Origin of the sequence: Bradyrhizobium sp. CCBAU 45389 (assembly GCF_028128625.1) — a bacterium.
Classification (GTDB): Bacteria; Pseudomonadota; Alphaproteobacteria; order Rhizobiales; family Xanthobacteraceae; genus Bradyrhizobium; species Bradyrhizobium liaoningense_B.
Genome location: NZ_LBIY01000006.1, coordinates 119,398 through 142,751 on the forward strand (window position 1 = coordinate 119,398; position 23,354 = coordinate 142,751).

The window sequence follows — 23,354 nt, forward strand, 5'->3', positions numbered from 1 at the left end:
AGTGTCACTAAGCATAACGCACGTCCACGCCGCTTGTGATAATTTCGCTACATCAGAAGCGCGCGCGGTCCGGTACGATCAGGGGCACATCGATCGGTTGCGAAATGAATTTGCGTTTTTGGCTTTTCCCCACACTGCTCACGGCCGCATTGTGCGCCGCGCCCTGCGCGCAGGCGCAGACGCGCGTCGGCGAAGCCGTCGTGATCCAGAACGAGGTGGTGCGGGTGGCCGCGACCACGACGCCGATCAGCGTCGGCGACAGCATGCTGCGCGACGAGACCGTACGCACCGGCGCCGACAGCGCAGCGCGCTTCGTCATGGCCGACAGCACCAATTTGTCGCTCGGCCCGAGCGCCACGCTGAAGCTCGACCGCACCGTCTTCAACGACGAGCACAGCTATCGCGACGTCGCGATCCGGATGACGACGGGCGCATTCCGCTTCGTCACCGGGCATTCCGAGAAGACCGCCTACAAGATCACGACGCCGCTCGCGACCATCGGCGTGCGCGGCACCACGCTCGACATCCTCTCCCAGCGCGGCCGCTCGGTCGTCGTGCTTCAGGATGGAGCCGCGAGCGTCTGCACGCTGAGCTTCCAATGCGTGCAACTGACCCAGCCCGGCGACACCGCGATCATCACCTCGACCGGCGGCAAGGTCTCCATCACCAAGACCAGCACGCCGCCCTGGACCTTCGCCGCCAACTGCGCCGCGAGCGCCGGGCTGTGCGCGGTCAACCAATACGCCGACGCCTCGCCGACCATCACGCCCGCCGTCCATGACGACGGCATGCTGTGCGGGCGGTGACGATGGTAAAGTTCGACTTCAGGCGCCTCATCCTCGCCGCTGCACTGACCGCAGCCGCTGCGTTTTCGCTTCTCGCTTTCGATACGCGTTCGGCAGCGGCCCAGTCGGCGGAGTGCGAGTCCGAGTGCGGCGAGCCGACGCCCTACCCGTCGCCGACCTACTCGCCGTCCCCAACGCCCACACCGACACCGACACCGGCACCGACGCCCACACCGGCACCGTCTCCCTCGCCGAATCCGTATCCGTCGCCGAGCCCGACACCGACGGGCGCGGATTCCAGCGGCAATTCGATCGGCGGCCTCGCCAATCAGCGCTTCAACCAGATGATCACCAACCGGGTGCTCGGCACGGTGCTGCTCGGCGTTAACGAGCAAATCAATTGCAGCGACTGCATCAGCGCGTTCGGCTCGGCCGGCTCGTTCTCGGCCGGCATCCACGGCCGCAAGGAGCTGACCAACAATCTTTCGCTGCTCGCCGGCATCGCCTACACGCAATACAACGAGGGCGGCTACAAGATCACCAGCGCGCCGATCGGCGCCTTCGCGCTCCGCTACGACTTCACCGATTGGGGCTCCTCGCGCCCATTCTTCGACGTCGGCACCATCCTGACGCCATGGGAGAAGGCGCGTTACACGCGCAGCTACAACACCAGCCTCGGTCCGGTGAGCGTCACGAGCTCGACCAACGCTTCGAACTACGCGGTCTACGGCCGCGCCGGCTGGATGAGCCGCGTGTCACCGCGCGACGAGGTCGCAGCCTCGATCGAGGTCTGGCAGCTCTGGCAGCGCGTCTCCGGCTATAGCGACAATGCGGTGGCGTTCAATCCATTCGACGCCACCATCGCTGATGGCACCGACCGCACCAGCCTCGTCAAGATCGGCGGCCAGTGGACGCATCTCTACGGCAGCAACATCGAGACCAACATCAACGGCGGCTGGGTGCAGTCGTTCGCCAGCCATAGCGGCATCGTCGCCACGGTGACCGGCAACGGCACGGTGGTGCCGACCATGGGCAACCAGGGCTGGTTCGAATATGGCGGCCGCCTCGGCTTCCGCGTGCAGAAGGGTTGGATCGTGGATTTGTTCGCCAACGGCACGCTGGGTCCGCAGCCGGTCGGCAACACGATTCATGGCGGCGTGGGGCTGAGGATCAATTATTAGCCGGCGGGCCCGGTCTCGTAGGGTGGGCAAAGCGACAGCGTGCCCACCAACTCTCGCGATCGGGGATGGACGGTGGGCACGGCGCTTTGCGCCTTTGCCCACCCTACGGCACCTGTGCTGACGCCCCTACGGCACCTATGCTGCCCTCACGCCGCCGACTTGCCCTCGAACGCGCGCCGCAACACCTCCACGTCCAGCTTCACCATCTTCATCATGGCCTGCATCGCGCGCGCGGCCGCAGCCTTGTCGGGGCTCGACAGGAATTCGAACATCACCTTCGGCACCACCTGCCAGGCCACGCCCCAGCGATCCCTGAGCCAGCCGCACTGCTCCTCCTTGCCGCCATCGGCGAGGAACGCATTCCAGACGCTGTCGACCTGGGCCTGGTCGTCGCAATGGATCATCAACGAGATCGCGTGGGTGTACTCCATCTTCATGCCGCCATTGAGCGCGACCAGCGGCTGCCCAGCCACCGTGAACTCGACGACGAGCACGGAGCCAGTCTTGCCGGACGGGCCGTCCGAGACATTGCGCTGAACGTGCGTGATCTCCGAATTCGGCACCAGCGAGGTGTAGAACTTCGCGGCTTCCTCGGCATCGCCATTAAACCACATGCAGGGCACGAGCTTGGACATCGTGAATGCTCCTCTTCAGCTGGCTTGGGTTTCGCTCAGGCATGCGCCATGTCGGACTGCGCGGCGAAGGCCGCGAGGTCCATCCAGTTCACACCCCACATGTGGCCGTCCGGATCCTCGAAGCTGCGGCCGTACATGAAGCTGTATTCGTCCTTCGGGCCGGGATCGGCCACCCCGCCGGCGGCCTCGGCCCTGGCGACGATGTCGTCGACCTCATCGCGGCTGTCCGCGGACAGGCAGAACAGCACCTGGTTCGAGGTCCTGGCATCCGCGATCGGCTTCGGCGTGAACTGGCGGAACTTGTCGTGGGTCAGGAGCATGGCGAAAATGGTCTCGGAGAAGACCATGCAGCTCGCCGTATCGTCGCAAAATTGCGGGTTCCTGACCGCCCCGATCGCCTCGTAGAAAGCGGTCGCGCGCTTGAGGTCGGTCACCGGCAGATTGACGAAGATCATCCTGGGCATCGGAAGCTCCTTGGGCGGGTTCCACCCAAGGACGGACGGGCCAACAGCCACCCGACACAGCTTCCGGATATTTTTTGAGGCTGCGCCTGCGCGGTTCTGCCGCATAGAACCGGCAGGCGATCAGGCAGGCTTACTTCTTCTCGCTGGGGTCCCGGTGCACGGGGTCGATCCACAGCACGGTCTCGGGCTTCTCGACCGGCTCGATGTCGAGGTTGATCGCCACCGCCTCGCCGTCGCTGCGCACCAGCACGCATTCCAGCACCTCGTCCGGGCTGGCGTTGATCTCCTGGTGCGGCACGTAAGGCGGGACGAAAATGAAATCGCCGGGGCCGGCCTCCGCAGTGAATTGCAGCTTCTCGCCCCAGCGCATCCGCGCCTTGCCCTTCACGACGTAGATGACGCTTTCGAGGTGGCCGTGGTGATGCGCGCCGGTCTTGGCGTCGGGCTTGATGTTCACGGTGCCGGCCCACAATTTCTGCGCGCCGACGCGCGCGAAATTGATGGCTGCCGCGCGGTTCATGCCCGGTGTCGACGGCACGTTGGTGTCGAGCTGGTTGCCGGGAATGACGCGCACGCCGTCATGTTTCCAGCGATCGTCATGATCGTGGTCATGGTGGGAATGCGAATGGTCATGGCCGGTCATGTGACTTGCTTTCTGTTGGTTCCGTGCGCGCCAAACTAACCCAAAGCCGCATCCGCAAGCCATACCAAAATCGGAACTCTCGTAGCTGCCTGACGTTGTCCTCGCGAGCAAAATCGAAGGAGAATTTTCATGGGTAGCACGACCGACAAGATCAAAGGCACGGCCAACGAGGCGATCGGCAAAGCCAAGCAGGGTGTCGGTGAAGCCACCGGTTCCGACCGCATGAAGGGCGAAGGCGCGGTCCAGGAAGTCAAGGGCAAGGGCCAGCAGGCCATGGGCGACGCCAAGGACGCCGCGAAGGAAGCGATGGATCGCGCCGCGGCTGCCGCACGCCGCGCGGCAGAGTGACGCGCGTAGAACTGGAAATGAAAAGACCGGCCGCAAGGCCGGTCTTTTTGTTTGTGCTGTCATTCCGGGGCGGCTCGAAGAGCCGAACCCGGAATCTCGAGATTCCGGGTTTGATGCTACGCATCGCCACGGAATGACGGTGTGAATTATTTCACCGCGAGCAATTCCACATCGAACATCAGCGTTGCGTTCGGCGGGATCACGCCGCCGGCGCCGCGCGCGCCATAGCCGAGCTGCGGCGGAATGATCAGCGTGCGCTTGCCGCCGACCTTCATCGAGGCGACGCCCTCGTCCCAGCCTGCGATCACGCGGCCCTTGCCGATCGGAAACTCGAACGGCTCGTTGCGATCGACCGACGAGTCGAATTTCTTGCCCTTCTGGCCGTTCTCATAAAGCCAGCCGGTGTAGTGCATCACGCAGATCTGGCCGGGCTTCGGCGAAGCGCCGGTGCCGACGACACTGTCGATAGTCTGCAAGCCTGAAGCTGTGGTCATGGTCTTTCCTGCGGTCTGGGCCGAGGCCGTGGTGGAAACGAAATCGGACACGCTGGCGATCACCGTGATCGCGAGTGCCGACATGATAGCGAAGAGCACGCGCTGGAAACGCTGCATTAGACACCTTCCATTTGAGGCGGGAGGTGTCTAACCCAACGCCGACGCCGTTTCCACCCCTTTAGACCTCGATATTTTCCAGCCTGACGGGGAGCTTGCGGATGCGCTGACCGGTGGCGTGATAGAGCGCATTGCAGATCGCCGCATTGGTGCCGACATTGGCGAGCTCGCCCAGGCCCTTCGCACCCGCGGGGTTGATGTGATCGTCCTGCTCGGAGAGCAGGATCACCTCGACGCCGGGTACGTCCGCATTCACGGGCACGAGATAATCGGCAAGATTGTCGTTGACGTAGCGCGCGTTGCGCTCGTCGATCTCGGTGGCCTCGAGCAGTGCCGAGGACATGCCCCAGATCAGGCCGCCCATCAGCTGGCTGCGCGCCGTGCGCGGGTTCATGATGCGGCCGGCCGCGAACGCGCCGACGAGGCGAGGACAGCGGATTTCGTGCGTGAAGCGGTTGACCCTGACCTCGACGAATTCGGCACCGAATGCGTAGGCGATCTTGTCCTTCATTTGATGGCCGCCGACGAGCCGGACGTGCCCGCTATGCATGGCCTTGAACGAGTCCAGCGGCGCGCCCTCCGGCTTCCACTCGCCATATTCCTCGACCACGCCGACGCCGAGCGCATCGAACGCCTTCTCGATATCGAGCGGACGATCGCTCTTCGCCGCCTGCGTGCTCGGCGCCTGGCTGATGCCGACGGTCTCCTTGGCCTTCTCCGTGAGGCTGTCGCTCGGCATCACGGCCTTGAACAGGCGCTGGCGGATCTGGTCGCACACCATCATCACCGCCGAGCAGGTGCTGGCGGTCGAGTTCGAGCCGCCCGCAACCGGCGCCGGCGGCAGATCGCTGTCGCCGATGAAGACAGCAACCCTCTCCAGGGGCACGCCGAGCCGCTCGGCCGCGGTCTGCGCGATGACCGTATAGGCGCCGGTGCCGATCTCATGGCCGGCGATCTCGACGCGGGTGCGGCCGTCGCGCTGGAGGCGCACACGGGCCGCTGCCGGTCCCATCTGGGTCGGGTAGCAGGTGGCCGCGCAGCCATAGCCGATCAGCCAGTCACCCTCCGCCATCGATTTCGGCTGCAGCGATCGCTGCGCCCAGCCAAAGGCTTTGCCGGCTTCGTCAAAGCATGCCATCAGCGATCGCGACGTATAGGGCTTGCCGCCGATCGGCTCATTGGTGGTGTCGTTGATGCGGCGGAGCTCGACCGGGTCCATGTCAAGCTTCACGGCGAGCTCGTCCATCGCGCTTTCCAGCGCAAACAGATACGGCACCTCCGGCGGCGAGCGCATGAAGCCGGGCGTGTTGCGGTCGGCGCGCACGATCGACACCAGACTGTCGACGTTCGGGCAGGCATAGAGCCGCGTGGTGGTCTTGGTGCCGCCGACACAATAGGCGTCCGGCCGCGAGGAGACCTCGGCGCCCTCATGTCTGAGCGCCACCAGCTTGCCGTCGCGGCTGGCGCCGAGCTTGATCTCGTGGCGCGTCTCGGCGCGGTGGGTCGTGATGGTGAAGCCCTGGTCGCGGGTCGGGACCAGCTTGATCGGCCGGTTCAGCCGCCTGGCGATGCCGGCGATGATGGCGGTGCGCGGCGTCATCGAGCCGCGCGAACCGAAGCCGCCGCCGACGTAAGGGTTGACCACGCGCACCTTGTCGGCATCGATACCGAGCTGCTCGGCGACGCCGTTCTTCAGGCCATGGACGTATTGGCTCGGCTCGTAGATGACGAGATCGTCCCCGATCCAGGCGCAGCTCGTCGAAAACAGCTCCATCGGATTGTGGTGCTGCGTCGGCGTATCGTAGGCGGCGGTGAGCTGTATCTCGGCCCCTTCGAACGCCTTGGCGAAATCGCCGACCTTCGGGTCTTCCTTGAACTGCGAATTTTGTCCCTTCGCCGCGGCCGTCGTCGTGCCCGGCGAGTCGAAGGTCGCGCTGGGCGTAGCGATCGTATAGCCGACCTTGACGCGGTTGGCCGCCTCGCGCGCGGCCTCGTAGCTTTCGGCGATAACGACCGCGATGATCTGTCCGTCATGGGCGATGTCGGGCGACTTCAGCGGCTGGATCGTGGTCCCGGCATAGCCGCCATTGCTGAACAGCTTCGACTCCTTCAGCTTCGGCGCGTTCTCGTGCGTGACGATGTCGATCACGCCGCGGACGGCCCTGGCGTCGTCGAGGTCAAAATTGTCGATGCGGCCCTTGGCAATCGCGCTGGTGACGAGGAACGCATAGGCCGGATTGGCCAGCGGCATGTCGGACGCGTAGGTCGCCCGCCCCGTGACCTTCGAGCGCGCGTCATAACGCGGCACGGGCTGGCCCATATTCGCCTTCGGCTCGGGAGCTGCAACGGTCATGGTCAAATCTCCATCGTTACGGCCTGCTGGAGCGCGCGTGCCATCACGCGCTTGCCGAGCGCGATCTTGAAACTGTTGTGCCGGCGGCCGCGAGCATCTGCAAAGGCGGCATCGGCAGCGCGCTGCGCCAGGCCGTCATCGAATTTCTGCCCCTTGAGCAGCGCCTCTGCCTCGCGGGCGCGCCAGGGGACAGTGGCAACGCCGCCGAGCGCGATCCGTGCGTCCCGGATCGTGCCATCCCGCACGTCAAGCGCGATCGCAGCGGACGACAAGGCGAATTCGTAGGACTGCCGGTCCCGCGCCTTGAGGTAGACCGAACGCGGCCAGCGGCCGGTCACGACAAAGGCCGAGATCAACTCGCCCGGCTGAAGCGTGGTCTCGATATCAGGCGAATTGCCCGGCGCCTTGTGCAGCTCCGCGAAGGGCATGCTGCGGCTGCCGGACTTGCCGGTGATCTCGACCGTCGTATCCAGCGCGATCAGGGCCTGCGCGAAATCGCCGGGATAGGTCGCGATACACTGGTCGGAGACGCCGAGCACGGCGTGCATGCGGTTGACGCCGTCCATCGCCGCGCAACCCGAGCCCGGATTGCGCTTGTTGCAGTTCTCGTAGGAGACATCGCGAAAATAGCTGCAGCGCGTCCGCTGCATCACGTTGCCGCCGAGCGTTGCCATGTTGCGCAACTGGGCGCTGGCGGCGAGCTTCAGCGAATTGGCGATAACAGGATAATTGCGCTGGATCTCGTCATGCGCGGCGACGTCGGACATTTTTGCAAGCGCGCCGAGCCGAAGGTTCTCGCCGTCCGGCTCGATCGTCGACCAACCCCGCGCGAGTGGATTGATGTCGACGATCGCGGTCGGCCGCATCACGTCGAGCTTCATCAGATCGATCAGCGTGGTGCCGCCGGCAAGCGGCTGCGCGGCGGCCTGGGTCAGCGGATTGTTGGCCGCGGCAGCGGCGCTGAGCGCCTGCACCGCCATGTCGGGGTCCGTCGCCCTCTGATACAGGAAGGATCGCATGCGCTTAGCCTTTCGAGATCTCGGGCGCCGCCTGCTTCACGGCCGCGACGATGTTGGGATAGGCGGCACAGCGGCAGATATTTCCGCTCATATATTCGCGGATGTCGGCCTCGGAGCCCGCATGACCTTCCTTGACGCAGGCAATCGCCGACATGATCTGGCCGGGCGTGCAATAGCCGCATTGGAACGCATCGTTGTCGACGAAGGCCTGCTGCATCGGGTGCAGGCGATCATCGGTAGCGAGGCCTTCGATCGTCGTGATCTCCTGCCCTTCGGCTGCGAGCGCCAGCGTCAGGCACGACACCACGCGGCGGTCACTGATCAGCACCGTGCAGGCACCGCACTGGCCGTGATCGCAGCCTTTCTTGCTGCCGGTGAGGCCCATATGCTCGCGCAGCGCGTCGAGCACGGTCGTGCGCGCATCGATGCGCAGGCGCCGATCCTTGCCGTTCACATGCAGCGTGACATCGACCGGCAGTGATGGATCCTGCGCAGCCGGTGCGCGCGCGTCCTGCGCGGCCGCGCGCGCCGTGATCGGAACAAGCGCGCTGCCGGCAGCACCCGCCATGAAGGCGCGTCGGTCGAAGCCGGATGGTCTGGAACTCGAGTTGTCGGGCATGAACGGCCTCCGCCGCTTTCGGATCAAGCGGCGCACACCTGCGCCGCTCCGCCCTTAACTGGGAGCGATGAGCCCCGTTCCGAATGAGAAAGGGCGGCGCAACAGATGCCGCGCCGCCCTCCGTCAACTTTTCCTGATCGTCTGCGAGGAACTGTCTCGCGAAGATCAATAACCCAGTGCGCAGCCGTCCTTGCGCGGATCGGAACCACCGGTGAGCGTGCCCTTGTCCCAATCGATCCAGATCGCCTGGGCGCCGCCGAGCGGGCCGACCACGCTGGTGGTCTTGTGGCCGAGCTTCTTCAGGCCCTCGACGATGTCGGCGGGAACGCTGTCCTCGAGCTGGTACTGGCCCTCGTAGTGCAGGCCGCGCGGCATGTCGATCGCCTCCTGCACGTCGCAGCCATAGTCGAGAATGTTGGTCAACAGATGAGTCTGGCCGGTCGGCTGGTACTGGCCGCCCATCACCGCGAACGACATCGCGGAACGGCCGCCCTTGGTCAGCAGGCCCGGCATGATCGTGTGCAGCGGACGCTTGCCGCCTTCGATGCAGTTGGGATGGCCCGGCTGGATGCGGAAACCGCCGGCGCGGTTCTGGAACAAGACGCCGGTCTTGTTGGAGACGATCGCCGAGCCGAAGGAATGCGCGACCGAGTTGATGAACGAGCAGACGTTCCGATCCTTGTCCACCACCGTGATGTAGATGGTCGAGGGATTCATCGGGGGCGCAACGTTCGGCAGGTCGAGCATGCCGTCCATGCGGATCTTGCTGATGTACTCGTCGGCAAAACCCTTCTCGAGCATCTCGGCGACGTTGATCTTCATGTGCTCGGGAGAAGCGACGTGCATCTCGCGATTCATGTAGGCGATGCGCGCGGCTTCGGCCTCGAGATGGAAGCGCTCGACGCTGACGGGCGCGTACTTGGTCAGGTCGAAGCGCGACAGGATGTTGAGCATCAACAGCGCGGTGACGCCCGGGCCGTTCGGCGGGCACTGCCAGACGTCATGGCCCTTGTAGGAGGTGCCGATCGGCGTCGTCGTCTCGGTGGTGTGCGCGGCGAAATCATCGAGCGTGTGCAGGCCGCCGATGCCGCGCAGGGTCTCGACCATATCCTCCGCGATCGCGCCCTTGTAGAAGGCGTCGCGGCCGTCCTTGGCGATCGCGCGCAGCGTCTTGCCGAGCTCGGCCTGGCGGATGACGTCGCCGGCCACCGGCGGCTTGCCGCCCGGCAGCAGGTAGCGCACGGTGTTGGTGCCGGCCTTCAGCTTCTCGAACTGGTTCTTCCAGTCGAAGGCGATGCGCGGCGCGACGACATAGCCTTCCTCGGCCGCCTTGATCGCGGGCTGGAGCAGGCGGTCGAAGCCGAACTTGCCGTGATCGCGCAGCACGGTCGCAAAGGCGTCGATCACGCCGGGGATCGAGACGGCATGCGCCGAGGTCAGCGGCACGGAATTGATCTTGCGCTCGAGATACCAGTCGGCGCTGGCCGCCTTCGGGGCGCGGCCGGAGCCGTTATAGGCGATGATCTTGCCTTCGCCGCGCGGCTGGATCAGCGCAAAGCAGTCGCCGCCGATGCCGGTCGACTGCGGCTCGATCACGCCGAGCACGGCCGAGCCGGCGACCGCGGCGTCCACCGCCGTGCCGCCCTCGCGCAGCACCTCGATCGCGGCCAGCGAGGCCTGCGGATGCGAGGTCGCGACCATGGCGTTGGTGGCATGGACCGTGGACCTGCCGGGGAAATGGAAGTTTCTCATCGAATTCTTGCTCTCGTTAGGCTTTCTTGGCCGTGGATGCGCGCGCCGCGCCGTCTCGGAAAAACCGGGTCTACATGGCACATTCCGGCCGGTCGGGGCAATGCTGGCATACCAGGGAAATGGCAGCCATCCGCTGGGCGTATAGACCTTTTGCAGGCGCTCGCGATGCGGGTTTTCCGGGCGCCGGCCGCCTGCTAAACGAGCGGCCATGACGTCCCAGAACATGGCTTACAAGGTCTGCGCCTTCTATCAATTCGCCGCCCTGCCCGATTACCGCGAGCTGCGCGAGCCGCTGCGCGCGTTCTGCGCCGGCCTGGCGCTGAAGGGCAGCGTGCTGCTGGCCGAAGAGGGCATCAACGGCACCATCGCGGGCGCGCCCGAGGCGATCGACACCTTCGCCCACGAGCTCGCACACGGCGCCCTGTTCGGCGGCCGGCTGAACAATCTCGAATTGAAGTTCTCGACCGCGGCGGCGATGCCGTTCGGCCGGCTCAAGGTGCGGCTGAAGAAGGAGATCGTCACGCTGGGCGATACGGCCGCCGATCCGACGCGCCAGGTCGGCACCTATGTCGATGCGAACGAATGGAACGCGCTGATCGCAGCTCCCGACACGCTTGTGCTCGATACCCGCAACGCCTTCGAGGTCGCGATGGGCACGTTCGAGGGCGCGGTCGATCCTGACATCAGGAGCTTTGGCCAGTTCAAGGAGTTTGCCGCGCAGCAGCTCGATCCGGCCAAACACCGCAGGATCGCGATGTTTTGCACCGGCGGCATCCGCTGCGAGAAGGCGAGCGCGCACCTGCTCGCGCGCGGCTTTGCCGAGGTCTATCACCTCAGGGGCGGCATCCTGAAATATCTGGAAGTGGTGCCGGAGGCGCAGAGCCGTTGGCGCGGCGAATGTTTTGTGTTCGACGAGCGCGTCGCGCTCGGCCACGGTTTGCGGGAACGAGACAAGGACGCGGGCACGTGACGAATGAGATCAGGACGCTGAGCGAGCGCATCGACACGCTGGAGATGCGCATCGCCTATCAGGACGACACCATCGAGACGCTGAACCAGACCATCACCGCGCAGTGGAAGCAGATCGACGCGCTGACGCGGAAGATCGCAGAGCTCGGCGAGCGACTGCAGCAGGCCGAGGCCCATGCACCGGGACCTGCCAACGAGCGCCCGCCGCATTATTGAGCGATATTACTGGCCAACCGCCTTGGGCAGCAGGTTCGCGACCGGGACCGACATCATCAGGCGGTCACGGCCGCCTTCCTTGGCGGCGTAGAGCGCCTGATCGGCCGCCTCGACAAGGGTGCCGACGCCGGCAGTGCGCTCCAGTGCCGGCCGGCAGGCCGCACCGCCGAGCGAAGCGGTGACGTAGCCTGACGCATGATTGCTGGTGTGGACGAGGCCGGCCGCGCGAATCGCCTTGCGGATCCGCTCGCCGATCCGCGCGCAGCCCGCGGCATCGGTGTTCGGCAGCAGCATGGCGAATTCCTCGCCGCCGTAGCGCGCAGCGAGATCGCCGGGACGCTGCACCTCGGCGGCGATGACCTGCGCCACAACCCGCAGGCAGGCGTCGCCCGCGGGATGGCCGTACTCGTCGTTGTAAGCCTTGAAGCGATCGACGTCGATCATCAGCAAAGCAAGGCTGGAGCGATCGCGATAGGCGCGCGCCCACTCCTCGTTCAGGCGCTCGTCGAAGCGACGGCGGTTGGCGAGCCCGGTGAGACCGTCCTCGATCGCAAGCGTCTCGAGCTTGGTTTCGAGCTTCTTCTGCTCGGTGATGTCGCGCGAGATCGCGACCACGCCATCGACGCGGCCGTTGTCCTTGCGCGTCACCCGCATCGTCGATTCGAGCCAGACCTCGCCTTTCTGCCGGTGCGAGTTGCGGTAGGTGACGCGCGCCTCCTCCTTCTCGCCGCGCTTCATGGCGTCGACGAGGGCCTGGACCTGCGGCAGGTCTTCGGCATGAATGCCGGTGAGCGCGGGCGTTCCGATCAGTTGATTGGCCCGCCAGCCGACAACGCGAACCGACGACGGCGAGACATAGCGCAGCCGCTCGTCGAGCCCGATCCGGGTCACCATGTCGCTGGAGCCTTCGGCGAGCAGGCGGAAATGCGCTTCCTTCTCGACCAGGGCGGCCGCCATGCGCTGCCCGCGCTGCAACTGCCGCACCATCACCGCGCCGATGATCGCGATCAGCATGACCAGCGCAAGAACGTAGAGCATGCGGGAGATCGCGGCGGCGCGCCAGGGCGCCAGCAATTCGTCCCTGTCGACGGTGGCGAGCATCACCAGCGGATAACGCGTGCTGCGCTTGAAGAAGCTGACGCGCTCGGCGCCATCAAGCGGTGACTTGAAATGATAGGCGCCGCTCGGCCGTTGCAGGCTCGGATCGCGAAACAGCGGGGCGTCGGCAACGCTGCGGCCGACGAACTTGTCGTTGCTGGGATTGCGCGCGACGATCAGGCCGTCGCCATGCGTCAGCGCCACGGAGCTGTTGCGGCCGATCTCGAACTGCTCGTAGAAATGCGCGAGATATCGGGAGCTGATGGTCGCGAGCACCACCCCGCCGAAGCTGCCGTCCAGCTTGTTGAAGCGGCGCGACAGGGTGACGACCCATTCGCCGTCGATCAGGCTCTTCACGGGCCGTCCGAAATGAGGCTCGCGCTTCGGCGAGAGCTGGTGCTGGCGGAAGAACGCGTCGTCGCTGAAGGTCGAGCCGATCGTGCCGGGCGCGGTCAGCGAGTTGCCATGGTCGTCGATGATGGCAAAGCTGTGCACGCGCTCCATCGCCTTCTTGCGTGCCTCCAGGAGGTTCTTGAGCTTGGCGATCGTGGCGGGTTCGGTGCCGTCCATCTCCAGCCGGCTGACGACGCCGACGACGCCGGAATCGAGCAGATCGAGGCTGTCCTCGGCATGCTGGGTCAGCGAACGCGCAACGTTCGCCATCTCGGTTTCGGCGCCCCTGAGCACCGCATCGCGCGCGGCCCATTCGCGCCAGGCGCTGACGCCGAGGATGGTCGCGCAGGTCAGCACGACGAACGCCGCCGCACGCAGCGGCAGGCGGCTCCATCCGGCTCTTTGGGTAGCAGCGCTCATGCGGCAGAATTTCTCCGATTGGTTCGGAAACTCTGCTGCTTCTCTTAGTGAACTCTGAAATCACTACCGGAATACGCGGCGATCTCCCCGCTTTCCAGTAGTCTTACGGACGCCGGGATCAACGCATCGCTAACAAGACCTTAGCAGGCCTATCGGAATCCGGCGGCCCACGCCGCTAGCTGAAGATCGCCTTAACCTTGTCCCAGAGCGAGAGGCTATCGGCCTCCGCATCGGCCTTCGACGGCGTCGGCTGGGCCGCGCTGACGGGATCGGACGCGGGGAAGGTGTCTTCCAGACCCGTATCGAGCTTGCCGTGATGATCGGTGGCAAGCGCCTCGCGCAGATCGTCGGCGTGCTTGTCGTGCGGGGCGGGATTGAATCTCTCAGCCATGATCTCCTCCTTTGGCTGGTCAACGCGACCCGATTGCGCTGGTTCCCCTGTTCCGCTGAGCGCCGGGGCGGTGTATCAGGAGCCATAACCTCGTTCAGGACCATTCGTGCCCCAGCCTGCAAAAAAGCCATTCATCGACGTGCTCTCCGGCCAGCGCCAATCCGTCCCGCCCATGTGGATGATGCGACAGGCCGGCCGCTATTTGCCGGAATATCGCGAGGTGCGCGCCAAGGCCGGCGGCTTCCTCGACCTCTGCTTCAACCCGGAGCTCGCCGCCGAAGTCACGCTGCAGCCGATCCGCAGGTTCGGCTTCGACGCGGCGATCATCTTCTCCGACATTCTCGTGATCCCCTACGCGCTCGGCCGCTCGGTGCGCTTCGAGGCCGGCGAAGGCCCGCGGCTCGAGCCGCTCGACGATCCGGCGAAGGTTGCAACGCTGGCGCCGCGCGCCGATCTCGGCAAGCTTCAACCGGTGTTCGACGCACTGAAGATCGTGCGCGGCGCGCTCGATCCCAGGACCGCGCTGATCGGGTTCTGCGGTGCGCCGTGGACGGTGGCGACCTACATGGTCGCAGGCCACGGCACGCCCGACCAGGCGCCCGCGCGGATGATGGCCTACCGGCATCCCGAAGCTTTCTCGAAGATCGTCGACGTGCTGGTCGACAGCTCGATCGAGTATCTGCTGGCGCAGCTCGCCGCCGGCGCCGATGCCCTGCAGATCTTCGACACCTGGGCCGGCGTGCTGCCGCCGACCGAGTTCGTGCGATGGTCGGTCGAGCCGACGCGGCGCATCGTCGAGGGCGTGCGCGCGAAGGTGCCGGATGCGAAGATCATCGGCTTCCCCCGCGGTGCCGGCGCGCTGCTGCCCGGTTACGTCGAGGCAACCGGCGTCAACGGCGTCAGCATCGACTGGACCGCGGAGCCGGCCTTCATCCGCGAGCGCGTGCAGTCACGCGTCGCCGTGCAGGGCAATCTCGATCCGCTGGTGCTGATCACCGGTGGCGCCGCGCTCGACCGCGCGGTCGACAACGTGCTGGCCAATTTCGCCGAGGGGCGGTTCATCTTCAATCTCGGCCACGGCATCCAGCCGGAGACGCCGATTGCCCATGTCGAGCAGATGATCAGGCGGGTGCGGGGCTGAGGGATCGCTTTGCGGCCATCCTTCGAGACGCGCGCAAGGGCGCGCTCCTCAGGATGAGGCTAGTGTTCGCGGCCCCCCCAACTCCTCATGGTGAGGAGGGCCGCCTTGCGGCGCGTCTCGAACCATGAGCTGAGGGAAAAGAAAGCCCGCAAACAAAACCGCGAAAACAACCCCATGCACAGTAGAGAGACCATGCCCAATCAATGACTTAGCGTGCGCTGAAATGGGATGGGCCGTCATCGCACCAGATCGCGCCGAGGTTTGACCCGTCGGGCAAAACAGGGGCATAATGCCATCATCGCCCCCTTGAGAAATTTGGTGAGAGTCTAGCGCGGCCGGCTGCGCTCGATGATCTCCGCCGCGCCCTTCGCGAGCAGATCGAGACCCACCGCACGGCCGAGCTCGCGCGGGCGGTTGGCCGGCCCCGTGCGCGAGGCTTCGATGATGGTGTTGCCGGAAAGGTCGAGCACGGACGCCGTGAGCGACATCTGGTCACCTGCGATGGTGGAGAAGCCCGCCACCGGCGAATTGCAGTGGCCGTTGAGCACCCACAGCACCTCGCGCTCGGCATCGGCTGATGCATGCGCGGCGGGATCGTCGATCGATGACAGGATTTTGCGCGTTTGCCAGTCCTGCGCGGCGCATTCGACGGCGACAATGCCCTGCCCGGCCGCCGGCAGCATCTCCGCCGCAGTGAATTCGTAGGCGATGCGATCAGCAAGTCCAACGCGGTCGAGGCCGGACCGCGCCATGATCAGCGCATCGGCCGGGCCCACCGCGCCGCCATCCGGCAGGCGCTGCTTCTCGCCATTGTCGAGCTTGCGCACGCGGGTGTCGGCGGCTCCCCGGAAGTGGATCACTTCCACATCCGGAAACAGCCGGCGCGCATAGGCGGCCCGGCGCACCGCGTTGGTGCCGATTTTAAAACCCTTGCCGCGGGACTGGCGCAGCGCCTCCAGCGTCACGCCGTCGCGCAGCACCAGTGCGTCGCCGGGCGGGTCGCGCGACAGGGTGGCGCCGATGACGAGGCCGGGCGTGTCCTCGTTGCCCGGCATGTCCTTCAGCGAATGCATCGCCGCCTGCAATTCGCCCGACAGCACGGCGGCGCGGATCTGCGCGACGAAGGCGCCGCCCTTGCCGCCATGCGGCAAGAGCTTGCTGGTCTGGTCGAGATCGCCCGTGGTGTCGAACTTGACGATCTCGACATCGAGACCGGGCACGGCGGCAGTCAGGCGGCGCGCGATCTCTTCCGTCTGTGCCAGCGCCATCGCGCTCTTGCGTGTGCCGATCTTGAATCGCGTAGCCAAGTCCAAACCCTCTCAAGCAGCGAAATTACCGCGCATCCTCCAATATCATGTCGGAGGCCTTTTCGGCGATCATGATGATCGGCGCGTTGGTGTTCCCCGAGACGAGGTCCGGCATGACCGAGCCGTCGACGACGCGAAGGCCTTCGAGCCCCCTCACCCTCAGCCGCTGGTCCACCACCGCGAGCGCATCGTTGCCCATACGACAGGTCGAGGTCGGATGGTAGATGGTGCTGCCGCGCTCGCGGCAATAATCCAGGATCTCTCCATCCGTGGATACCTTCGTCCCGGGATCGTACTCGCTGACCACGAACGGCTTCATCGCCGGTGCGTTCAGTATCCTGCGCAGGATCTTGATGCCTTCGACGTTGGTGGTGCGGTCGGTCTCGGTCGACATGTAGTTGATGCGGATTTCCGGCGGCACGGTCGGATCGGCGCTCTTGATGCGCAGGGAGCCGCGGCTCTCGGGACGGAGCTGGCACACCGACGCCGTAAAGCCGGAGAAATCGTGCAGCTTCTCGCCCATCTTGTCGGTCGAGAACGGCAGGAAGTGGACCTGGATGTCGGGCGAGGCGAGCCGCGGACTGGTCTTGAAGAATGCGCCCGCCGTGCCGGCGGCGATCGTCAGCCAACCCTTGCGGAACAGCGCATAGCGCGCGCCCGCCATGGTGCGGCGGAGCGGATGATTGACGGTGTCGTTCAAGGTGATCTTCTGCGAGCAGCGCATCACGATGCGGACCTGCATGTGGTCCTGGAGATCGTGGCCGACGCCGGCCGCGTCCAGCACCACGTCGATGCCGTGCTTGCGCAGGAGATCGCCGGGGCCGACGCCGGAGAGCTGGAGCAGCTGCGGCGAGTTGTAGGCGCCGCTCGACAGCACGACCTCCTTCCGCGCGCGAGCGCGGCGGACCGAAGCGCCTTGGCGATATTCGACGCCGACGGCGCGGCGGCCCTCGAACAGCACGCGCTGGCCGAGCGCCTCGGTCTCGATCTTGAGATTGCCGCGCGTCCTCGCGGGGCCGAGATAGGCGACCGACGTCGAGGCGCGGCGGCCGTTGTGCGTCGTGGTCTGGAACAGGCCGACGCCTTCCTGCGTCGCGCCGTTGAAATCGGGATTGTAGGGCAGACCGGTCTCGACCGCGGCGTCGATGAAGGCCTTCGACAGCGGATCGGTCACGATCATGTTGGAGACCGGCAGCGGCCCGCCCGTGCCGTGATATTGATCCGCACCGCGCGACTGGTTCTCGGCCTTCTTGAAATAAGGCAACACGTCGTCATAGCCCCAGCCGGTGTTGCCGAGCTGGCGCCAGCGGTCGTAGTCCTCATGCTGGCCGCGAACATAGAGCAGGCCGTTGATCGAGCTCGACCCACCCAGTGTCTTGCCCCGCGGCTGGAACACCTGGCGCCCCTTCAGCTCGGGCTCCGGCTCGGTCTGGTACATCCAGTTGACGGACTTCTCCTTGAACAGCTTGCCGTAGCCGAGCGGCACGTGGATCCAGATGTTCGAATCCTTCGGGCCCGCCTCGAGCAGGAGCACGCTGTGCTTGCCGCTCGCCGACAGCCTATTCGCGAGCACACAGCCGGCGGAGCCGGCGCCGACGATGATGTAGTCGAATTCGGGATCTGACGGCGTGAGGTAGGAATTTGCGTTCATGCGCTACTGTTCTTCTTGTTGGTGTGGCGTTTCCGTTGCGTCACTAGCACAATCATGCCTTGGCACGCAGCGCCTCGACCAGCGACTTGAACGCACGGGCATATTCCGCGCCCGCCCTTGCGATATCGGCGCGGCCGGCGCAGGCGACCGCGGCCTCTGTCACGGCGCCGAGCAGCAGACGCGCCAGCGGCTCGACCGGCTGCCGCGCGATCAGGCCGGCCTCCATCGCCGCGGAAAGCGCACGCGGCATCTTGCCGCCAAAGTGCTGCGCATCGATCTCGCGCCAGCGCTCCCAGCCGAGCACGGCGGGACCGTCGCGCAGGATGATCTGGCCGGTCGGCCCCTTCGCGGTCGCGGCAAAGTAATGCTGGGTGCCGGCGACCATTGCGGCGAGCACGTCCTTCTCGGCCCGCGCGGTGCGGTCGATCTCGGCGACGAGGTCGCGCGAGACAGCGTCGAACACCGCTTCAAACACCGCCTCCTTGGTCTTGAAGTGGTGATAGACCGCACCCTTGGCGACGGAGGCGCCTTCGGCAATCTCGTCCATGGTGGTGGCGGCAAAGCCCTGCGTCCCGAACAGCCGGCGCGCCGCCGTCAGGATCGCCTCCGATGTCGCCGCCCGCCGCTCCGCCTGTTTCGCCATGGCTCTCGTCTAGTCGAATTCGCGACAGGCGGCCAGTTGACTTTTCGACCACCGGTCGGTATTTACCGACTACCAGTCGGTTTTAATTGTGAGGTCGCCATGCCCACCCGTGACATCGTCGAAGCCTTTGCGAAGCGGCTGGAGGATGGCGACTTCGTCGGCGCGATCCTCGACTACTACACCCCGGACGCGGCGACCTATGAGAACCTCGCCGCGCCCGTGGTCGGGCGCGGCAAGCTCGCGGACAAGGAACGGGGCGTGCTGGCGGCGTTCAAGGAGGTCACTGCCGTGCGCCTCGGCCCGAGCCTGATCGATGGCGACATTGTCGCCAGCCGCTGGAAATTCTCCTTCACCAACGCCGATGGCGTGACGCGGACGCTGGAGGAGATCGCGTGGCAGACCTGGCGAGGCAATGAGATCATCGAGGAGCGCTTCTTCTACGATCCGAAGCAACTCGGACGCTGAGCAGGATTGCCCCTATCGGTACAGCATGACCGCGGCCATGCCGACGAGAGGCGCAACAAACTGAATGGTCTGCCATGCAGAGCCGTTGATGGACCACCGGCCATAGACGATCGTGCCGCCGGGATGCGATGACGATCCGGCCCGATCCCGGAACGCTTTCCATCGCGCCTCGGCCGGCCCGAGAAAGTCATCGGGCTTGACCGTCATGTCGGCGCTATTGAGCACCACCTGCATCATCTCGCCTTTCGGCTGGAACATGGCTTCTGACCCGGGTGGCGCAAGGAAGCTCCGCTTCGCCGCGATGTGCTGCTCATAGAAATCCTGACCGACCGTAACGGCAGCAGCATACGGACTGACATACGGCACCCCCGACATGCCGGGGACCTCGAGGTGGCCCACCCCGCGCACTTCCTGCCAGGGGATGAAAAGACCCTTGAGCCAGGGCCTGTGAAAGCGGATGCCCGCGGCAGACATGGAGACGACTGCCCGGTCCGCATGGAAGTGCCGGTAGGACGAGAACGCGATCCATCCCGATCCCAAGTAGAGCAACATCCAGCCGAAAACATTCAGCGATGGGTTCACGAGATGGCTCCAATAGAGACTGCGCATCGCGCCGACATAGCTGGAGCCGCCGGTCGACCCGCCGACCATCAGGCTGATGCCACCGATGAGGGCGGAGAAGACGATCAGGACAAGGGCTCCGATCAACAATTCCGGAAGCAGTGGCAGGCCGGACCGTCCGATCAGGGTCGTCAGTGCATAGCCTGCGAACGCCAGACCCAGGAGAGCCAAATAGACGGCGGCCAAAACCGCTCCATTCTGGCCCCGGCTCTCGGCGTGAAGCGCGATCGCAAGGCCGGCGACGCAAGCCCACATGGCCCAGGGAACCCGGTCCATCCGCCATTTGTCCATCGTGTATTCGACCGTTGCCGACACATCGGCTGAAGGCTCGCTCATGGACAGGCCCTCGGGATTTCGAATGAATCCAGTGCCGACGCGGGGCACGGTGGCCTGGCCGGTCCGCCAAACGTATCACGCGATCGGGCGGCATCTCGATCCGGCCAGGGTGCGGCAAAAAGCCGATCGGAGTCTTCCGGAACCCGAAGCCGCGCATGCGTTGATGCGAAGAGGCAGACAGCTTCCTTGCCGCCACCGAACAGGCCATGTGCCACAGGCGCGACGGATAGCACCGCATTTGTATCGATTTGTTATCGATACTGCGTAACGAACACGCAGAAGTGGTCACGACCACCCCCGCCAGCATGGATAATTCATAGTTCGTCAAAGGTTTGCGGAGAATTCTCCGGATCGAGCCGGATAAACGGCCCTGCTGCTAGGCTCTGGAATGCGGACTCAACTGACCAGCTATTTCGCGCGGCTGTTCGCCGGCGATCTGTCGGCGTTCGGCGGTCCTGCAACGGACGAAGCCGTGGCCGGCCACATCCGCGCCGAACAGATGTCGCTGGTGCTCGGCTATTCGGTCGGCATCATGCTCGCCAATGCCTGCAACGCCGTCGTGCTGGCCATCGCGCTGTGGGCCTCGCCCGACCGGACGTTCGCCCTGATCTGGGCGGTCACGGTCGCCGCAGCGGCGATCGCGTTCGGCCTGCAATCCCGCGCCGCGCGCCGCATCACCAAGCCGCACTTCGTCTCGCAGCGCGCCATGCATCGGCTGGTGCGCAATGCCTTTCTGCTCGGGGCGGCCTGGGGCATCGTCCCGGTCGCCTTCTTCGCCAATGCCTCGACCGGCGGCCAGCTCGTCATCACCTGCCTGTGCTCGGGAATGCTGGCCGGGGGCGCGCTCGCCTTCGCCACGGTCCCGATCGCGGCCATCGCCTTCACAGCCCCGATCTTCGTCGGCATCGCCATCTGCCTCGGCAGGAACGGCGACCTCGCCTTCCTGCTGATCGCCTTCCTCGTCGTAGTCTATGGCAGCGTGCTGCTGCGCGGCGTGTTCGTCAATTCGTTCTCGTTCGCGCGACGCGTGATGCGGCAGATCGAGGCGGAACGCACGGTCCGGCAGGATCCGCTGACGCAGCTGCCCAACCGCTTCGCCTTCAACGAGACGCTCGATGCCGCGCTGAAACGCCTTGCGCTCTCGGGCGAGGAGTTCGCGGTGCTGCTGCTCGATCTCGATCGCTTCAAGGAGGTCAACGACAAGTTCGGCCATCCCGCCGGCGACGAATTCCTGGTGCAGGTCGCGGGCCGCCTGCAGCGCTGCACCCGCGCGGCCGAGCACGTCGCGCGCATCGGCGGCGACGAGTTCGCGCTGGTGATGGCCAATCTGGCGCGGCCCGATGACGCGCTCGAGATCGCCGAGCGCTTCGTTGTGGCCTTCGACGAACCGTTCCAGATCGAGGGCCGCCAGATCGTCGGCGCGACCAGCGTCGGCATCGTGCTGGCACCGCGCGACGGCAACATGGCGCTCGACATCATGAAGAACGCGGACGCCGCGCTTTATCGCGCCAAGAAGGCGGGACCGGGCACCGTCTGCTTCTTCGAGCAAGCCGACGACAGGCTGTCCCGCGACCGCAAGGCGCTGCAAGCGGACCTGGAGGGCGCCATCGCGCGGGACGAGCTGTTCCTCGTCTTCCAGCCGCTCCTCGACCTCGACGAGAACCGCATCACCGGCTTCGAGGCGCTGCTGCGCTGGCAGCATCCCTCGCGGGGCCTCGTGCCGCCGAGCGAGTTCATCGGAATCGCCGAGGAGACCGGGCTGATCCACGAAATCGGCGACTGGGTGATCCGGCGCGCCTGCGCGACGCTGGCGGACTGGCCCGAAGACATCAGGGTCGCCGTGAATTTCTCCGCGTCGCAGTTTCACAACACGGCCATCCTCCAGACCATCGTGCAGGCTCTGGCCGATGCGAAGGTCTCTCCCTGTCGGTTCGAAATCGAGATCACGGAATCGATGCTGCTGTCGAAATACGGCTCGGCCGCGTCGATCCTGAACGCGCTGCTGCAACTCGGCGTCACCGTGGCGCTCGACGATTTCGGCACCGGCTTCTCATCGCTGACTTACTTGCGCAAGCTGCCGTTCAGCCGCATCAAGATCGACCAGTCCTTCATCCGCGACATGCTGGTGCAGCCGGACTGCGCCGCGATCGTCAAGTCGGTGATCTCGCTGGCGCGTGACCTCAACATCGGCGTGGTGGCGGAGGGCGTCGAGACCGCCGACCAGCTCGAATATCTGCGTCAGATCAGTTGCGACGAGGTGCAGGGCTATCTCATCAGCCGGCCGGTGGCGGCAGATGGCGTGCGGGCGCTGCTCGACACGAAGAAGTATCGAGCGATCTACGCCGCGTAGGTGCGCCTGTTCATAAACGTCAGCCTCCGAGCGTAAGGCCGGCGTCGCCCCCTGCTCGTCATCGACACGCGCCCATCCCCGACCAAAGCCGAATAGCAGTGCAAGGCCCACGCGCCTAGATTGAAGTCGTGAAGTCAAGTTGTCGGCGGGTAAACAGGGGATACCGCGTGATGAGCAGCTTCCTTTGGCGCTTGTGGCAACGGCACAAGAAAAACTCGCGGGATAACGCGGAGCCAGCTTCGGACGGGGCGGAATCTTCTTCCGAACAATTCGAAGGCAGGGATCGGCGACACCTGCTGCAAGCACTGTCCGTCCTCGCGACCGGCAGTGCGCTGACCGGAATATCACACCCGGCCGAAGCCAGAGATTCGAGTGATCTGCCGCCGCCAAGACGTGCGCTGACCGGCCGCGACGAGGCCGGCAAGTCGGTCCTGGCGTCTTTCGACGCGACGCCGAAGGTTGTCGAGATCGATGCAAATCCCGGACTGACTTTCTATGAACTGTATATGACCGAGGGCGTGCCGGAGCTCACCGGCCGCGAGCCAGATCCGATGCTGAAGGGAACGAAGGCTTTTCCGGGCCCCGGGGGCACGATGTTTCGTCTCATCTCCTATCCGCCGAAGCGCCCCGAAGGCTGGAAACCGCCGCCTGGCGTCACTTTCGAGAGCGGGCTCAGGGAAATGTCCGAGAAGATCCCCGGCATGGGAGACCATTTCGAGCGCGGCGCGCCGGGGATGCACACGTCGGACACCATCGACTACGGTGTCGTGGTTCGCGGCGAGATGACGCTGGAGCTGGACGACGGGCAGAAAGTCCATTTGCGTCAAGGCGACTGCATCGTACAGAACGGAACGCGCCATCGCTGGCGCAATCCGTTGCCCGAACCCTGCCTCATGGCGTTTATCTCGGTCGGCGGGAAGCGCGCCTGACACAGGAGCGTCGG

General features: G+C 65.4%; 23 protein-coding genes. 9 read left to right on the forward strand and 14 right to left on the reverse strand.

Features of this window, described 5'->3' with window-relative positions; all coding sequences use genetic code 11:
• Positions 1 to 104 precede the first annotated feature (104 nt).
• Positions 105 to 806 carry a FecR family protein gene (locus XH79_RS05225; protein ID WP_212348123.1) on the forward strand — a complete coding sequence of 234 codons (702 nt, stop codon included), beginning with the start codon at positions 105 to 107 and terminating at the stop codon, positions 804 to 806.
• Between the two features lie 2 nt (positions 807 to 808).
• On the forward strand, positions 809 to 1,966 hold the full coding sequence (locus tag XH79_RS05230; RefSeq protein ID WP_271580941.1) for a hypothetical protein: 1,158 nt from the start codon (positions 809 to 811) through the stop codon (positions 1,964 to 1,966).
• 146 nt (positions 1,967 to 2,112) lie between these two features.
• On the opposite strand, the gene XH79_RS05235 is transcribed toward XH79_RS05230, so the two are convergent.
• From XH79_RS05235 to XH79_RS05245, 3 genes are all read right to left on the reverse strand, one after another.
• Positions 2,113 to 2,601 carry a VOC family protein gene (locus XH79_RS05235; protein ID WP_271580942.1) on the reverse strand — a complete coding sequence of 163 codons (489 nt, stop codon included), beginning with the start codon at positions 2,599 to 2,601 and terminating at the stop codon, positions 2,113 to 2,115.
• A 35-nt stretch (positions 2,602 to 2,636) separates the two neighbouring features.
• Entirely contained in the window at positions 2,637 to 3,065 is a 429-nt protein-coding gene (locus XH79_RS05240) for a VOC family protein (protein ID WP_212348127.1), read from the reverse strand.
• 130 nt (positions 3,066 to 3,195) lie between these two features.
• Entirely contained in the window at positions 3,196 to 3,708 is a 513-nt protein-coding gene (locus XH79_RS05245) for a cupin domain-containing protein (RefSeq protein ID WP_271580943.1), read from the reverse strand.
• 129 nt (positions 3,709 to 3,837) lie between these two features.
• Here XH79_RS05245 and XH79_RS05250 point away from each other — a divergent pair, with 129 nt between their 5' ends.
• On the forward strand, positions 3,838 to 4,056 hold the full coding sequence (locus XH79_RS05250) for a CsbD family protein (protein WP_212348131.1): 219 nt from the start codon (positions 3,838 to 3,840) through the stop codon (positions 4,054 to 4,056).
• Positions 4,057 to 4,202: 146 nt separating this feature from the next.
• Here XH79_RS05250 and XH79_RS05255 read toward each other — a convergent pair whose 3' ends face one another.
• The 5 genes from XH79_RS05255 to ggt all read right to left on the reverse strand — a co-directional run bounded on the left by XH79_RS05255 (position 4,203) and on the right by ggt (position 10,410).
• The gene (locus XH79_RS05255; RefSeq protein WP_212348133.1) at positions 4,203 to 4,667 is read right to left on the reverse strand and encodes an FKBP-type peptidyl-prolyl cis-trans isomerase; all 465 of its coding nucleotides are present in this window, start codon (positions 4,665 to 4,667) and stop codon (positions 4,203 to 4,205) included.
• 61 nt (positions 4,668 to 4,728) lie between these two features.
• Positions 4,729 to 7,020, reverse strand: a complete 2,292-nt coding sequence (locus XH79_RS05260; RefSeq protein ID WP_271580944.1) for a xanthine dehydrogenase family protein molybdopterin-binding subunit — start codon at positions 7,018 to 7,020, stop codon at positions 4,729 to 4,731.
• A gap of 2 nt (positions 7,021 to 7,022) precedes the next feature.
• Positions 7,023 to 8,039, reverse strand: a complete 1,017-nt coding sequence (locus XH79_RS05265) for an FAD binding domain-containing protein (RefSeq protein ID WP_271580945.1) — start codon at positions 8,037 to 8,039, stop codon at positions 7,023 to 7,025.
• A gap of 4 nt (positions 8,040 to 8,043) precedes the next feature.
• On the reverse strand, positions 8,044 to 8,607 hold the full coding sequence (locus tag XH79_RS05270) for a (2Fe-2S)-binding protein (RefSeq protein ID WP_442869911.1): 564 nt from the start codon (positions 8,605 to 8,607) through the stop codon (positions 8,044 to 8,046).
• 216 nt (positions 8,608 to 8,823) lie between these two features.
• Positions 8,824 to 10,410 carry a gamma-glutamyltransferase gene (gene ggt, locus XH79_RS05275; protein ID WP_271580947.1) on the reverse strand — a complete coding sequence of 529 codons (1,587 nt, stop codon included), beginning with the start codon at positions 10,408 to 10,410 and terminating at the stop codon, positions 8,824 to 8,826.
• Positions 10,411 to 10,633: 223 nt separating this feature from the next.
• On the opposite strand from ggt, the gene trhO reads away from it, so the two are divergent.
• Both trhO and XH79_RS05285 read left to right on the forward strand, forming a co-directional pair.
• On the forward strand, positions 10,634 to 11,380 hold the full coding sequence (trhO, locus tag XH79_RS05280) for an oxygen-dependent tRNA uridine(34) hydroxylase TrhO (protein WP_271580971.1): 747 nt from the start codon (positions 10,634 to 10,636) through the stop codon (positions 11,378 to 11,380).
• The gene (locus XH79_RS05285; RefSeq protein WP_271580948.1) at positions 11,377 to 11,595 is read left to right on the forward strand and encodes a SlyX family protein; all 219 of its coding nucleotides are present in this window, start codon (positions 11,377 to 11,379) and stop codon (positions 11,593 to 11,595) included. The genes trhO and XH79_RS05285 overlap by 4 nt, the downstream gene beginning before the upstream one ends.
• Before the next feature lie 6 nt (positions 11,596 to 11,601).
• On the opposite strand, the gene XH79_RS05290 is transcribed toward XH79_RS05285, so the two are convergent.
• Together XH79_RS05290 and XH79_RS05295 are read right to left on the reverse strand one after the other, a co-directional pair.
• Complete coding sequence (locus XH79_RS05290; protein ID WP_271580949.1) at positions 11,602 to 13,506, reverse strand: diguanylate cyclase domain-containing protein; 1,905 nt, start codon at positions 13,504 to 13,506, stop codon at positions 11,602 to 11,604.
• Positions 13,507 to 13,681: 175 nt separating this feature from the next.
• Positions 13,682 to 13,897 (reverse strand): hypothetical protein, encoded by a 216-nt coding sequence (locus XH79_RS05295; RefSeq protein ID WP_271580950.1) that lies wholly within the window; start codon positions 13,895 to 13,897, stop codon positions 13,682 to 13,684.
• 106 nt (positions 13,898 to 14,003) lie between these two features.
• On the opposite strand from XH79_RS05295, the gene hemE reads away from it, so the two are divergent.
• Positions 14,004 to 15,038, forward strand: coding sequence for a uroporphyrinogen decarboxylase (gene hemE, locus XH79_RS05300; RefSeq protein WP_271580951.1), 1,035 nt, complete (start codon positions 14,004 to 14,006; stop codon positions 15,036 to 15,038).
• Positions 15,039 to 15,364: 326 nt separating this feature from the next.
• Here the strand turns inward: hemE and hemC are convergent, their stop codons facing one another.
• The 3 genes from hemC to XH79_RS05315 are packed head-to-tail and all read right to left on the reverse strand — an operon-like array spanning position 15,365 to position 18,639.
• Entirely contained in the window at positions 15,365 to 16,345 is a 981-nt protein-coding gene (gene hemC, locus XH79_RS05305) for a hydroxymethylbilane synthase (RefSeq protein ID WP_271580952.1), read from the reverse strand.
• Positions 16,346 to 16,370: 25 nt separating this feature from the next.
• Positions 16,371 to 17,996: a GMC family oxidoreductase gene (locus XH79_RS05310; protein ID WP_271580953.1), complete on the reverse strand. Its 1,626-nt coding sequence runs from the start codon at positions 17,994 to 17,996 to the stop codon at positions 16,371 to 16,373.
• A 52-nt stretch (positions 17,997 to 18,048) separates the two neighbouring features.
• Positions 18,049 to 18,639, reverse strand: coding sequence for a TetR/AcrR family transcriptional regulator (locus tag XH79_RS05315; RefSeq protein WP_212348159.1), 591 nt, complete (start codon positions 18,637 to 18,639; stop codon positions 18,049 to 18,051).
• 99 nt (positions 18,640 to 18,738) lie between these two features.
• Between XH79_RS05315 and XH79_RS05320 the strand changes: the two genes are divergently transcribed.
• A complete protein-coding gene (locus tag XH79_RS05320; protein WP_271580954.1) occupies positions 18,739 to 19,104 on the forward strand; it encodes a nuclear transport factor 2 family protein in 366 nt (121 codons plus the stop codon).
• Between the two features lie 12 nt (positions 19,105 to 19,116).
• On the opposite strand, the gene XH79_RS05325 is transcribed toward XH79_RS05320, so the two are convergent.
• The gene (locus XH79_RS05325; RefSeq protein ID WP_271580955.1) at positions 19,117 to 20,061 is read right to left on the reverse strand and encodes a hypothetical protein; all 945 of its coding nucleotides are present in this window, start codon (positions 20,059 to 20,061) and stop codon (positions 19,117 to 19,119) included.
• A 388-nt stretch (positions 20,062 to 20,449) separates the two neighbouring features.
• Here XH79_RS05325 and XH79_RS05330 point away from each other — a divergent pair, with 388 nt between their 5' ends.
• A complete protein-coding gene (locus tag XH79_RS05330; RefSeq protein WP_271580956.1) occupies positions 20,450 to 22,411 on the forward strand; it encodes a putative bifunctional diguanylate cyclase/phosphodiesterase in 1,962 nt (653 codons plus the stop codon).
• A 170-nt stretch (positions 22,412 to 22,581) separates the two neighbouring features.
• The gene (locus XH79_RS05335) at positions 22,582 to 23,340 is read left to right on the forward strand and encodes a cupin domain-containing protein (protein ID WP_271580957.1); all 759 of its coding nucleotides are present in this window, start codon (positions 22,582 to 22,584) and stop codon (positions 23,338 to 23,340) included.
• Positions 23,341 to 23,354 lie beyond the last annotated feature (14 nt).